The following is a 13,312-nucleotide window of genomic DNA, read 5'->3' as shown; positions in this document are numbered from 1 at the left end:
TTTGTTTAGGTTGAGTAATAAGCCCGGTATAAAGTAGTTTATGCCGGGCTTCTTCGCTATTGCTCAGTTTTACATTTATCGATAATTGGTAAATACCTAAACACCTTCATGTTTGGATCGATCACCACATGATCCCCCGCTTTTAAAGCAATGCTAATCTCGCCATTTTCAACAGAATAAGTTTGCAACGAGCCGTTTATTTGCACCGGAACTGGCATAGGAAATGGCTTACCTTGCAAAGAGTCTTTGTTCCATTTCAGCGTCAAGCTGTTAGCTGATTGAATAACATCAAGTTCCGGTAATTGAGCCTGCTTTAAATACACATCAAACAGCCAGCTATAATCTTTCGCCGTTAAGCGGTTAACAATAGCAATAAACTCATCGGTATTCCGATACCGTGGTGAAATTGGATAAGCCAATTGCTTGGTGTCGTTCACCCCATAAAGCAGCTCACGGGTGGCTTGCCAAAATAACTCATCACCAATTAACCAGCGTAAGGTATGTAAAGTCCAACTGCCTTTGCCATAAATATCTGGGTTGAATGCTTGATCTGAGGTTATATCGCCATCAAGAACAATGGCTTTACAGTTTTTAAGCCCTAAATACGACTTATACATGCTGTGGTTATAGGCCGCTTCACCGAATTTATACAAGCTATAACTTGGCTGCATGTAACTGCCAAAGCCTTCGTGTAGCCATGCATCGTTGAGTTTTTCATGGGTCATTAAATTACCAAACCACTCATGAGCTAACTCATGCTGTAATAACCAATCATAACCGCCAGCATCACGCTTATATTTTTTACCATAAGCATTGATCGTTTGATGTTCCATACCTAAATGCGGTGTTTCAACAAAGCCCAGTTTGTCATTCCCCCATGGGTAAGGCCCTAAAAAGCGCTCAAAAAACGCGACTTGAGAACGCAAATCCTGCTCTATTAGCATCGACGCTTGCTGTGTGTGTTTAGCAAGTGCCCAAAATTCAATCGGAACCTCAGTGCCATTAATACTAGTATAACTACGCTCAATACGTTGATACGGGCCTATGTTCAGGGCAATGTTATAGTCGCTTGCAGGCACAGATAGCAGCCAATCAAATTGTTGTTTGTTTGCTCCGACTGGTTTTACGCTTTGCAATACCCCGTTGGTTACTGCACTTAAGCCATTTGGTACCATGAGCCTTATGCGCATGCTATCGGCTTTGTCAGCAAAATGATCTTTACAAGGCCAGAATAAATCACAGCCTTCGCCCTGCACTGCGGTAGCTATCCACGGCTCGCCGCTTTCTGTTTCAGCAAATACAAACCCGCCATCCCAAGGCGCGTTTTTAGCAATATGGGGGTTGCCCTCATAGGCCACAGCAACATTTACTGTGCTGCCCGCAGGGTATTGCTTACCTAAATCAATGTTTAGCACACCTGCATTGCGGGTATAGTTAAGTGTTTTATCGTCTGAGGTAATTGCAGTGATTAAAAATCGGCTATCAAGTTTTAGTTCAACAAATTGGCTTGCAGATAGCATTTTAAACTGCGTTTTCGACACCCCTTTAATGCGTTTATCATCAGGAAACACTTCAAGTGATAAGTCGTAAAATTGCACATCGCTTTTTAGTGCAACTGCCGATAATGGCTGACCAGTATCACCAACGCTTGGATCAAGTGGCAAAGGTTTAACACTACAGCTCGCTAGAATGGCGGTCATAGCAACGGCTGACACGCTTTTAAATAATTGAGTTACCTGCAAAACATCTACTCCATGTTGTTATTTGTATTATTAAAATATGACATAGGTTAAAAGTTTAAACTGTGCTTTGCGGTGAATAACTTGTTACAAAAATTCAATCCGTTTAAAACAGCAACATTGGTCAGAAAACGGCTTTCATGGTATGTTTTCTCCTAATTTTAGAAAAAGGAATTCATCCTATGAATAATAAGCTTCTTGCTGGGGGCGCGATTGCCATTGTTGCAGGTGCGTTGTTGTACTCACAAAATAAAGCCAGTGTTGATGTAGATTTACCTGAGCTTGCATACGTTCCTGCCGATACGGCAGTTTTTTATGGTCAACTTAAACCGTTTCCGTACAGTAAATACTTTGCGCTTATGCCAGATGCAATGAAAGGCACGAGCGATTTAACGCCCATCATTGCTGAGCTTAAAACAGTTGATGATAAGAATGCCCTATTCCTTGCATCACTGATGGAAAAATACCAGCAATCATTGAGCTCTTACGATGCCTTCAAATCGATATGGGGCTTTGGTGATGACTACAAAGGCATGATGTACGCGCAAGGTTTAATGCCGATTGTGCGTTTTCAGGTCGCTGATCAAAGCAGCATTATCAAAAGCATTAAACAATCTGCTGATGAAGCCGGTATTGCTTATACTACAGAAAACCTTGAAGGTGTAAGTTACACGCGCTTTGCGATTGAGCTTGAAGGCTTAGATAACTTCAACCTAATTGCATCAACTCACAATAATTGGGCTACCTTAACGCTGACCACTGCTCTTTCTAATGACCAAGACTTACGTATAGCCCTTGGCGTAGAAAAACCGGCTCAATCACTGGCTGAAACTAAAAAACTACCTGAGCTTATTAAAACTTTCTCACTTGATGGTAATTCGGTTGGCTTTGTTGATCATCAACGTATAGCAAATGCTGTAACTGGCAAAGAAGACTCTCGCTTACACCAAATGCTCAAAGAATTACTTGATAAAGCCCAACAAGCGAATGCGTTAGCAATGATTTCAACACCTGAGTGTCAAGATGATATTGCTGCCATTGCCGCTAAATGGCCTGCAACAGTATCTGGCACAACAAAAACCCGTATTACCGCTGACTACGCTGACTTTGACGTAAAAGCAGTATTGCAAAGCACAGATCAAGACTTACTAAATACGCTACAAGCTGTCCGTGGTTTTGTGCCAAAACATACCACCGGACTTGACGGGCAAATGATGAGTGTTGCTTATGGTATTGATGTAGCAAAAGTACTGCCACTGGCTAATACACTAACCGGTGCAATTAAATCAGCTGAGTTTAACTGTGGGCCAATTGTCGCACTACAAAATGAAATGCAAGAAGTGAGCACCGCTGGCCTTGCTATGATGTCGGGCTTTGCGAACGGCGTACAAGGCATGAGTGTGAGCGTTCAAGATGCTGCATTTACTATCGATGACTACAATGGCCCACAAATAGACAAGCTTGATGCCATCGTTACCCTATCGGCGACTGATGCCCATGGTTTGTATTCAATTGCGCAAGGTTTTGTACCGCCGCTTGCTAACATAAAACTACCAGCCAATGGTGATGCAGTACTGATCAATGAATACATTCCATCGCCTGTGCCACTTAACTTTGATATAAAAATGGCGCTTAAAGGCAATCATATTGTGATTTTTACGGGTGATAAATCTGCACAAATTGCCGAGACCTTAGAGTCGCAAAGTGTCACTAAAAATGGCTTTGTGAACATGGCATTCGACGTACAAAAAATCTTATTACCTTTGCTTGATACGATTGCTGCAACGGGTCAATTAAGTGATGAAGAAATGGCTGAGCTTGATTCGCTACGCGACCAACCTGTCGGTGTTTATTTTGCCACAGACATTACCGACAACGGCATTGGCCTTGAAAGTAACGTACAAATTACTAAAAAGTAATTTTGAGTTTGAATCTAAAAAGAGCGCTATTTAGCGCTCTTTTTTTGTTGCCATTTAAGTGAGTTGTTGGTGTCTCGACTATTGCAAATGGTGTCGTTTGAACTCTCAATACCACCGAGCTTTGCAAGTCGGTCGTACAGCACAACATTGCAAGTTGCAGCTAGGTTCATACAGCCTATGGTTGGCACATACACTACTTCATCACACCATTTCAGCACGTCTTTACTAACCGAGCCATCTTCAGGGCCAAACACATAAAATGCGTTTTCAGGGTGCTTAAATTCAGGCAGTGGCGTTGCACCTTCAACAAGCTCAATCACCACCGTTGTGGCACCTTCAGGCTTTGCTTGCTCTAGGCTTTCGACTTGCGTAAGTGGGATATGCTCAAGCACATTTTTGGTATCAGTATGGTACTTATTAGCGCGTAAATAGCGGCTACCAGTAAAAAACACCTGCTTGGCGTTGTAACAACCCGCGGCACGTAATACGCCACCCACATTGGTTGGGCTTTTTGGGTTTAACAAGCCAATGCTTGCTTTAAGGGCGCTCATTAATCAATGTCTCTGGTTGGCCACTCGGCCACGTAAAGGTCAAAGTCATCTAGGTCTACATCACAGTCTTTCACTGTTTTGTCACGCACAGAAATACCTAACTCATGCATTAAATCTTTACTGCCACCGTTCAGTAGCGGGTGCCAAGACGCAAGGCCACGGCCTTCGTAAAGGCGACGGTAGCTACAGCTTTGCGGCATAAAAAAGATATCTTTGAGGTTTTCTTTAGTGAGCTTTACACATGAAGGAACTAAAGTTTGGCGGTTCGCATATTCGCTACACCCACAAGTGTCGTTGTCTAGGTATTGGCAAACGATATTAGTGAAGATCAGTTCTTCACCCTCGCGAAGTTGATCCGTTGCGGTAAATTCATCTTCGTCTTCGCTGTCGATAAATGTGTTTAAACAACATTTACCACAGCCGTCACAAATGGCTTCCCATTCGGGTTGTGACATTTGCTCAAGCGAGCGCTTAAGCCAAAATTGATCTTCTAACATGGTATTACTCAAAGCCCCTAAACAGCGCGCATTCTAGCGTAAAGCCAGCATGCGCGCAAAGGTGCTATTTTTGCTCGTTAACCCAACGCTTAATTTTCTCTTCAAGAATTGGCATCGGTAATGCGCCATCAATCAGAACTTGCGTATGGAAAGCTTTAATGTCGAACTTATCGCCTAGCTCTTTGCTCGCGTAGTCACGTAGTTCTTGAATTTTGAACTGACCTAACTTGTACGACAGCGCTTGGCCCGGCCATGCAATGTAACGCTCAACTTCGGCGATAATGTCGCTTTCGGCCATTGATGAGTTAGCCAACATGTAATCAATACCTTGTTGACGTGTCCAACCCTTTGCATGAAAACCAGTATCAAGCACTAAGCGCATTGCACGTAATTGCTCATCTGATAAACGGCCGTACCACATGTAAGGGTCGGTAAATAAGCCAAGCTCTTTACCTAAACTTTCTGCATACAATGCCCAACCTTCTGCAAATACCGTGTAGCCACCGAATTTACGAAACAGCGGTAGTCCTTCAATTTCTTGTTGCAAGGCAATTTGAAAGTGGTGACCCGGCGCGGCTTCGTGAATAGACAAGGTTTCAAGTAAAAACTTAGGCTGTGCTTTTAGATTAAAGGTATTGATATAAAAAATACCTGGGCGTGAGCCATCTGGCGCTGGCGACTGGTAAGATGCACCCGCAGCTGATTCAGCGCGGAAATCTTCAACTGCTTTTACAACGTATGGCGCTTTTGGCGCAATATCGAACATTTGCGGCAGCTTAGCATCAATCTTTTCTTTTACTGCTTCGTACGCAGCAATTAGCTCTTCTGGCGTATCGTAGTAAAACTCATCTGAGGTTCTAAGGTGTTCAAAAAACGCTTTTAAATCGCCTTCAAAACCAACAGTCTCTTTGACTTTTTTCATCTCAGATAAAATGCGCGATACTTCGTTTAAACCAATGTCATGAATTTCATCGGCGTTTAGGCTAAGCGTTGTATGCTGTTTAATTTGATACTCATACCATGCTTTACCATTTGGTAGGTCGCTGTAACCAATGCTTTCACGGGCATTTGGAATGTATTCATTCGCTAAAAAGTCAGCCATTTTTTGATACGCAGGCACTAAACGTTCGCTGATCATCGCCGTGTACGCGCTTGTTAGCTGTGCTTTTTGCTCGTCGCTGAAAGATTCAGGTAACTGAGCAATTGGCCCCCAGAATAATGACTCTTCTGGTTTTTCTACAATATGAGTTTGAAATTGCGGTAATAGTTTTTCAGCAAGCGGTTTAGGAAGAACCACTTTGTCTTTCATGCCTTGACGCATTGATTGCTCAACACTGTCTAACCACGCGATGAAACCATCAGCACGTTTTTCAAATGCTTGATAATCTTCCACCGTGTTAAAAGGTTGTGCACTTTGCCCAGAGCCTAACGCAGCAAAGGTATTATGTGCCCCGCCCATTTGGTTAATTGGCATTAAGTAACTTGGAAATTGAGCACCTTCAATCGCAAGGTCTAAATCGCGCGCTAGAATTTCGTAGCTCAATAATGACTGACCCTTTAATTGCGCTTTGTCGATATTTGCTAATTTATTTTGGTATTCTTTAACAAAATTAAGCCGCTCGTCGCGGTTGGCTTTACTAATGGGTGCAATAAATTGATCGTTAAATTCGCTACGGCCAATGTAAGTGCCGCTAACAGGGCTAAATTTTAAACCTGCTTCAAAGTAATCTGCTAGTAATAAATCAAGTTGCTCTGTGGCTGACGTTGCGCTTGGTGCTTGTTTGCTTACTGCCTGCGTTGTTTTTTCGTTGCTTGGCGTTGATTCATTACAACCAAGTAATGCAAACATCACTGCCGAACTAAGTAGTGCTAGTTTTACGTTTTTCATTCTTTCCCTGCCCTTATATTAAGTACGCGTAAATTATGAGGGTTTAGTTCCCTATTTAGCAAGTATCGCTGCAACTTATCGCAGTTTATTTACACTTTGTAAGCTGATTGCTAGAGTGGCGGCTCGACTTACCAATTTTGAATAAAAATGAAAAAGACAGCTCTTGCTATTAGCCTAGGCCTAGCTTGCCTAACCTCTTTAAATACCTACGCAACTACCTACTTATCGGCAAAAGCCATGGTAGATGTAAATTCAGGTAAATTGATTAAATCACCACTTATCAGTATAGATAATGGTCAAATTACAGCTGTACAAAGCAATAAACAGCCAAACTTAAAAGACGGCGATAAGCACATTCAATTACCAGAACTGACTTTGCTGCCGGGTTTAATGGATATGCATGTGCATTTAACGAGCGATCCTACCGTGCCGCGTAGTGAGCGAATTGGTCAATCGATTCCGCGTAAAGCAATTAAAGCGGCACACTTTGCCGAAAAAACACTGTATGCAGGTTTTACAACGCTGCGTAACTTAGGCGCAGAAGGCTACAGCGTGATTGCAGTACGCGATGGCATTAATGCAGGCGATATTATTGGCCCGCGTATTTGGGCGGCTGGCCCGTCTTTAGGTGTTACTGGCGGTCACTGTGATAACAACCGTTTACCACCAGAAATGAAATACACCGCCGAAGGTGTTGCTGATGGCCCATGGGCAGTGCGCGCTAAAGTACGGGAAAACATTAAGTACGGTGCTAATGCTATTAAGTTTTGCGCTACAGGCGGGGTATTTTCAAAAGGCACAAAAGTCGGTATTCAACAATATAGCCAAGATGAAATGAGCGCCATTGTTGACGAAGCTCATTTACGTGGCCTAACCGTTGCAGCCCATGCGCACGGTACCAGTGGTATTAAAGCGGCCATTGTTGCCGGTGTAGACAGTGTTGAGCACGTTAGCTTTGTTGATGACGAAGCCATTAAACTTGCGAAAAAACACGGCACTTGGTTCTCAATGGATATTTACAACACTGAGTACACCCTTGCCTTTGGCGAACAAAACGGGGTTGCAGAAGAAAACCTCAATAAAGAACGCCAAGTATCTAAAAAGCAACGCGATAGCTTTAGCCGTGCAGTAAAAGCAGGTGTAAACATGGTATTTGGTACCGATGCAGCGATTTACCCTCATGGCGATAACGCAAAGCAGTTTTCGCGTATGGTTGAATTTGGTATGACACCGCTGCAAGCATTGCAGTCTGCCACCATCAATAGTGCCAAACTACTTAAAGCTGATAATCAACTTGGGCAAATCAAAAGCGGTTTCTTAGCCGATATTATTGCCGTTAAAGGCAACCCGCTTGAAAACATTGCAGTACTTGAAGATGTACAATTTGTAATGAAAGACGGTAAAGTTTTTAAATAAGCGACAATGTTGGCTTTGCACTTGCAAAGCCAACCACACCTCATGTAACCATTTTGAAAACAAATTTACCAACAAAAAACACACCCGTTAAAAAAATGTATCTAGGTTAAAAAAATACTCATAATGGTTAAATAAAACTTGAAATGAAAATGTCTCGCATTATCATTGCCGAAAAATTTCGACAATTACCTATAATCATGACATATAAATATTCAATTTTAGCCCTAGCCTGCTTAAGCGCATTCAATGCAAACGCCAACGATTTAGACTCAGTTGAACGTATTACCGTTTACGACAAACAAAACCGTGTGGTACTTGAATCTGGCCTTGCCACAAAGTCAAATATGACCCTAATGGAAACACCTGCACCTGTTGTAGTTGTTGATCAAGAGCTTATCAACTCGCAAGGCGCAACTAACTTACAAGACTTAGTGCGTAACATCAGTGGTGTAACCCAAGCCGGTAACAACTACGGTATTGGTGATAACTTAGTGATCCGCGGTTTAGGCGCTAACTATACTTACGATGGCATGTATGGCGGTGCAGGCCTAGGTAACACCTTTAACCCTACACGCTCAATGACCAATGTTGAATCTGTAGAAGTACTTAAAGGCCCTGCAACAGGTTTATATGGTATGGGTAGCGCAGGTGGTGTTATCAACCTAATCGAGAAGAAACCGCAATTTACTGAAAAACACACGGTAAATGCTGAGCTTGGTCAATGGGATAGCTACTCATTAGGCTTTGATAGCACAGCAGCATTAACCGACAACCTTGCTTATCGCGTTAACGCAAAAACCGCTCGCAGCGATGGCTACCGCGACTTAAAAGACGACCGTGATGAAATTTATGGCGCGTTAAAATACGTATTAAGCGACAAACAAGACATCATGATTTCTGCCGCTTATATTAAAGATGCCATTGCCGTTGACTCAATTGGCCACCCTATTCGTATTTTTAACAGCGACTCAGTGAATGGCAAAACCGCAGGTGAAGTAACCGCCGCCGATTTAATTAACGACGCAACTGCACAAGGCCTGCAACTAACCGAACAGCAACGCCAACAATTAGCTGGCTCACTGGCAGCAAATGATGGCTTAACTCCTTACACCTTTGGTCATAACGGTATTATCTCGCCGATGGCAAATGATAACGAAGGCGAAGAGCTGCGCTTTAAGTTAACTCATAACTACTTTATTACTGATAATTTATTTTTAAATCAGCAATTACAATATCGTAATTACGAATCGAGCTTTGCCCGCCAAACGGGTGCTTATAACTATGTTTATTGGAACCGTAATGGCGTGATCAATGCCGACCCGCGCGCTCCTTTAGTGGTTGATGACGTACTTTACCCATTTGCAGCGCGTCGCCAAGAGTACCGCCAAGTAGAAGCTGACGAAAAATCATGGCAATACTTTGCAGACTTGCGTTATGACTTTAGCTTTGCCGGAATCGATAACGAACTACTTGTAAACGCCAACTACGAAGACCGCGATATTCGTTTTAAACAATACTCAATTTACGATGCCGACAAGGTCATTAAAAACAAAGATGGAGAGGTTATTTACCAAGGTCAATTACCTTACATTTTTGATATTCGTAACCCGAACTGGGGCGAAGGCAGCTTTTACGACTACGACCCGCTAAAAACCAGCGATTACAACAAAAAGGTTCAAGCTTGGGGTGTGGGTATTCAACATGTTGCCTATATTCACGACACTTTCACAACCCGTGTAGGTGTTGCGTTTAACCGTATTAAACAAAGCTACGAACACTTTGGTGTTGATGCGCGCTACCGCGCTAGTGCCGCCGAGCCAACGCCAGAAGCAGACACATCAGACAGCGGTATGACCTATAACCTAGGTGCAACTTATAAACTTAGCGATGATATTTCGTTCTTTGTAAACCACTCTAAAGGCCGCACAGCCTACAGCGTACTTGGTAGTGTATCGGGTAACGAAGCAGACCGCGATGACGCCGAGTCAGTCAGTAACGACATTGGTATGCGTGTAAAAGCCTTTGACGATCAACTACTGGCATCACTTGTGGTATTTGATAGTGCCCGTACCAACCTTGAGTATGCCAACCCAGAGTACGAAGCCGGTGTATCTGATGCCTCAGTACCAAAAAGCTTTTACGATGGTGAAGAGCAAACCAAAGGTGTTGAGCTTGATTTAAATGCCGATTTAAACGAGCAGTGGAAACTTAACGTAAACGCGGTGTATCAAGACGCTCGCGATAAGAAAAACCCTAACTCATCATCTTTCGATACTCGCCAAAAAGGTGTGCCTTATGTAACAGCAAGCAGCTGGTTAAGCTATGACGCTAAATGGTTTGATTTAGCCGAGCCACTGACAATTAGCGCAGGCGTACAATATGTTGATGACCGCAGCACAAACTCAACCTCGTTTGGTATACCTGATGGCTACGTACCTAGCTACACGGTTTACGACGCCGCCATTCAATACCAAACAGATGATTGGAAACTACAGTTAAACCTAAATAACTTGTTTAACAAAACCTATTACTCAAAAGCAATGTTCTTAGGCGGTATGCCAGGAGAAGAGCGTAATGCTAAATTAACCTTTAGCTACACACTTTAATTGTGAATTAATAGCAAAAAGCGCGGCTTAGTTAAGCCGCGCTTTTTTTGTTTTAGTGCAACGCCCCAGTTAAAAATGAATGCGTTTCTTCTACTAACTGGTTTCGCGAATTAGATATGCCACGTTTAAAATTGCACCGCAAAATTCTATTTGCTATTTTACACGCTCATAAATGGATAATTTAAGGATTTAAGGATGAACCCACTACAGCAATACCCTATGCCAGATCGACCAAGTAACCCAACCCCTTTAGAAATGGCTATTTATAATTATGAATTACTAGCCAAAAAACACTATGACGATAAACGCCGAAAATCTGCTACGTCTAAAGAAAAGCTTCAAAGAGATTACGAACACTTACAAAAAGAACGCAAACGTTTAGAGTATTTGCTTATCGCACAACAAAGTTTAGAGTCTTACCGAGCTAAAAGTGAAAGTTCTTCTGTTAAGGAGTTAGCAGAAGAAGATCATCACCCAACTGAAAAACTTGCAAAGTTTCTGCGAGCAGCAGGTGAGCCGAAACCAACTTCAAATCATGAAGCTCATCATATTGTATGTGGTAAGGGCCGCTATTTGCAGCGCCTTACCTATGCCGCTCGTTTAAGAATGCACTCATTCGGTATTGGTATTAATGATCCGACGAATGGGGTATGGCTCAGAAACTTTGAAAAAAACAAATCAGATGATTGGGCTACACCTGATACTGTTTCGCACAGAAGGTTACACCGCCATAATTATGAAGTGTGGGTGTCTACCAGTTTAAGAACCAAAGTAAATAAACTTGATTTTATAAATGCATTACGTAGCGTAAAAATAAAAATTAAAAATCATATGATGCCAGCCAACGTTATGTTACCCAAAAATGTTAAGTGGGATGGCAAATCATGAAGCTGTTTTCATTAAAGCCTGTAACTAATTCTTACGACATGGTTGAGTGGGATATACTTTCATTCGCAGATAAAATACAACCTAAGTTGCCATCCAATCAAGATGCTTGCATGTTCCTACTTGATATACATATGAATAATGACTCTTTATTGGAGTATTGGCCTGAAGGGTATGAGCTATCTTTTTTACCTGAGTACTTAGAAGATAACCATGATATCAGCATCATGGATGGATTTATTGCTCTTCGAATGAATGCCTATGAAGTTTTAAAAGACTTGTTAACTCCTTTAGGGGAGTTCATTGAAACAAAGGCTGATGGCGAACCAATTGTAATTTTTAACTTGCGTACATTTGGACAAGAAGATGAAGCTAAATGCGAGCGTGAATATTTAGATGGTTACCCGCTAGATTATATTAAAATTGCTTTTATCAATGACGATGTAAAAAATAAGCCTGTCTTTAAAAGCAAGTTTACCGGTGGTTCTCGTTTATATTGTACAGATGAGTTTAAATCTGCTGTAGAAGCTAACAATTTGACTGGTGTCTTTATTGACGAGGAGCTTAATAATATTTTTTCTAGTTAAGTAATGTTCTTAGGCGGCATGCCAGGTGAAGAGCGTAATGCTAAATTAACCTTTAGCTACACACTTTAATTGTGAATTGATAGCAAAAAGCGCGGCTTAGTTGGCTCGCGCTTTTTTGTTTAGTGAGAGCAAGGAGAGTGAGTTTGAGTAGTGGCTTGTTATTGGACAGAAACGTTTAGGTCGTCGCTATATTTGACTAATTTCTATGGGCAAGCGCCTCACAACGAGACGGGTAATTGTTGGCTAAAATGTGAAGCGAAGCGGCACCGAGCCAACAGTTACGATTCTTGCTTTAGCGACTTCTTGTTAGAACTACTAACCACCTAATCCTAATAAAATGCCTCCACCTGACATAGAATTTCCTGAAAAGGAACCGTTTGGCATATTCATGTTATTAGCATCACCATAGAGATTTAAACCAATTGGTCTAAGATCCATATTTTCCACAACAGCTTCACTTTTTGATACATTCCGAACTTTCAAGACTTGCTTACCTTGAATAGTAATAATTATTGAGCCATCAATTTCTTTAACCTCAACAGCAGGGAACTTTGAAACTGAATTCTCAACGACTGATACGAACTCCATTTTTTCAGGATTACTGACCGCTTGTAGCCAAACTTGTGGTTTCTCTCCATAACCAATAATTAAAGGTAATGCTCCTGCCAATTCAACCAAATGACCACCTCCAATTAATGAATTACTACAGATAGTTAGCTTGTCGTATGGCTGATACGAAGATGGGAGATTATTTCTTGTATAAATCATTCGTTTTCTCCCGGCACAACTTGCCTTTGTTTTGGAGCAGAATTAAAGTGTTCTTTTATATCTTTCATTACTCGTTTTCTGTCGTTGGGCAGAGCTAAACCTACTAAATATAGAACGATGGAAATAGCGACACCTGCACCTAATGCAATCCACTCTCCAATGTAAACCTGTTGTTCTACTCCTGCTAAAGTTGTTGCACCTTTAGCCAAAATATTAAAACCAAAACCCACAGTAGCCAACAAAATACTATTAGCCCAATTAAATGTTACAGGTTTACCATTTTTGATATGCTCGAAGTCCAAAGCAGTCAATGGATAGTCAGCCTGCCAAGTACCTATACTAGCCCCGGATATCAATCCATGAACAGGTATCGTTTCAATTATTTGTTGATTCTCGATTCGACTACTCATTCATAATTCCATGCCGATATAGTTTATGTAGTTCTAACGCCGCCAT

General features: G+C 41.9%; 11 protein-coding genes. 5 read left to right on the top strand and 6 right to left on the bottom strand.

Features of this window, described 5'->3' with window-relative positions; translation table 11 throughout:
- Positions 1–56: 56 nt before the first annotated feature.
- Complete coding sequence (locus IRQ78_RS00345; RefSeq protein WP_228482466.1) at positions 57–1,742, bottom strand: M1 family metallopeptidase; 1,686 nt, start codon at positions 1,740–1,742, stop codon at positions 57–59.
- A 179-nt stretch (positions 1,743–1,921) separates the two neighbouring features.
- Between IRQ78_RS00345 and IRQ78_RS00340 the strand changes: the two genes are divergently transcribed.
- Positions 1,922–3,658, top strand: coding sequence for a hypothetical protein (locus IRQ78_RS00340; RefSeq protein ID WP_194441050.1), 1,737 nt, complete (start codon positions 1,922–1,924; stop codon positions 3,656–3,658).
- 26 nt (positions 3,659–3,684) lie between these two features.
- Here the strand turns inward: IRQ78_RS00340 and IRQ78_RS00335 are convergent, their stop codons facing one another.
- From IRQ78_RS00335 to IRQ78_RS00325, 3 genes are all read right to left on the bottom strand, one after another.
- On the bottom strand, positions 3,685–4,209 hold the full coding sequence (locus tag IRQ78_RS00335; RefSeq protein WP_054552060.1) for an RNA methyltransferase: 525 nt from the start codon (positions 4,207–4,209) through the stop codon (positions 3,685–3,687).
- A complete protein-coding gene (locus IRQ78_RS00330; RefSeq protein WP_105173481.1) occupies positions 4,209–4,706 on the bottom strand; it encodes a YcgN family cysteine cluster protein in 498 nt (165 codons plus the stop codon). The genes IRQ78_RS00335 and IRQ78_RS00330 overlap by 1 nt, the downstream gene beginning before the upstream one ends.
- 64 nt (positions 4,707–4,770) lie before the next feature.
- Positions 4,771–6,594: a DUF885 domain-containing protein gene (locus IRQ78_RS00325; RefSeq protein ID WP_138600814.1), complete on the bottom strand. Its 1,824-nt coding sequence runs from the start codon at positions 6,592–6,594 to the stop codon at positions 4,771–4,773.
- A gap of 147 nt (positions 6,595–6,741) precedes the next feature.
- Between IRQ78_RS00325 and IRQ78_RS00320 the strand changes: the two genes are divergently transcribed.
- The 4 genes from IRQ78_RS00320 to IRQ78_RS00305 all read left to right on the top strand — a co-directional run bounded on the left by IRQ78_RS00320 (position 6,742) and on the right by IRQ78_RS00305 (position 12,088).
- Positions 6,742–8,010 (top strand): Xaa-Pro dipeptidase, encoded by a 1,269-nt coding sequence (locus IRQ78_RS00320; protein WP_138600812.1) that lies wholly within the window; start codon positions 6,742–6,744, stop codon positions 8,008–8,010.
- A 197-nt stretch (positions 8,011–8,207) separates the two neighbouring features.
- Positions 8,208–10,616, top strand: coding sequence for a TonB-dependent receptor (locus tag IRQ78_RS00315; RefSeq protein WP_407681610.1), 2,409 nt, complete (start codon positions 8,208–8,210; stop codon positions 10,614–10,616).
- Between the two features lie 195 nt (positions 10,617–10,811).
- On the top strand, positions 10,812–11,504 hold the full coding sequence (locus IRQ78_RS00310; protein WP_194441049.1) for an AHH domain-containing protein: 693 nt from the start codon (positions 10,812–10,814) through the stop codon (positions 11,502–11,504).
- Positions 11,501–12,088 carry a hypothetical protein gene (locus IRQ78_RS00305; protein WP_194441048.1) on the top strand — a complete coding sequence of 196 codons (588 nt, stop codon included), beginning with the start codon at positions 11,501–11,503 and terminating at the stop codon, positions 12,086–12,088. The genes IRQ78_RS00310 and IRQ78_RS00305 overlap by 4 nt, the downstream gene beginning before the upstream one ends.
- A gap of 315 nt (positions 12,089–12,403) precedes the next feature.
- On the opposite strand, the gene IRQ78_RS00300 is transcribed toward IRQ78_RS00305, so the two are convergent.
- Both IRQ78_RS00300 and IRQ78_RS00295 read right to left on the bottom strand, forming a co-directional pair.
- On the bottom strand, positions 12,404–12,856 hold the full coding sequence (locus IRQ78_RS00300) for a hypothetical protein (protein ID WP_228482464.1): 453 nt from the start codon (positions 12,854–12,856) through the stop codon (positions 12,404–12,406).
- Positions 12,853–13,266, bottom strand: coding sequence for a hypothetical protein (locus IRQ78_RS00295; protein WP_194441047.1), 414 nt, complete (start codon positions 13,264–13,266; stop codon positions 12,853–12,855). The genes IRQ78_RS00300 and IRQ78_RS00295 overlap by 4 nt, the downstream gene beginning before the upstream one ends.
- Positions 13,267–13,312 lie beyond the last annotated feature (46 nt).

The sequence above is a fragment of the Pseudoalteromonas simplex genome, from assembly GCF_015278155.1.
GTDB classification, from domain to species: Bacteria; Pseudomonadota; Gammaproteobacteria; order Enterobacterales; family Alteromonadaceae; genus Pseudoalteromonas; species Pseudoalteromonas simplex.
The sequence above is the reverse complement of the archived record's forward strand: the minus strand, read 5'-3'. Positions and strand labels throughout refer to the sequence as shown.

Bases quoted from the DNA above. Each gene is read 5' to 3' on its own strand.
- IRQ78_RS00320 (WP_138600812.1), top strand. From the start codon at position 6,742: ATGAAAAAGACAGCTCTTGCTATTAGCCTAGGCCTAGCTTGCCTAACC.
- IRQ78_RS00325 (WP_138600814.1), bottom strand. From the start codon at position 6,594: ATGAAAAACGTAAAACTAGCACTACTTAGTTCGGCAGTGATGTTTGCA.
- IRQ78_RS00300 (WP_228482464.1), bottom strand. From the start codon at position 12,856: ATGATTTATACAAGAAATAATCTCCCATCTTCGTATCAGCCATACGAC.
- IRQ78_RS00335 (WP_054552060.1), bottom strand. From the start codon at position 4,209: ATGAGCGCCCTTAAAGCAAGCATTGGCTTGTTAAACCCAAAAAGCCCA.
- IRQ78_RS00330 (WP_105173481.1), bottom strand. From the start codon at position 4,706: ATGTTAGAAGATCAATTTTGGCTTAAGCGCTCGCTTGAGCAAATGTCA.
- IRQ78_RS00315 (WP_407681610.1), top strand. From the start codon at position 8,208: ATGACATATAAATATTCAATTTTAGCCCTAGCCTGCTTAAGCGCATTC.
- IRQ78_RS00340 (WP_194441050.1), top strand. From the start codon at position 1,922: ATGAATAATAAGCTTCTTGCTGGGGGCGCGATTGCCATTGTTGCAGGT.
- IRQ78_RS00305 (WP_194441048.1), top strand. From the start codon at position 11,501: ATGAAGCTGTTTTCATTAAAGCCTGTAACTAATTCTTACGACATGGTT.
- IRQ78_RS00310 (WP_194441049.1), top strand. From the start codon at position 10,812: ATGAACCCACTACAGCAATACCCTATGCCAGATCGACCAAGTAACCCA.
- IRQ78_RS00295 (WP_194441047.1), bottom strand. From the start codon at position 13,266: ATGAGTAGTCGAATCGAGAATCAACAAATAATTGAAACGATACCTGTT.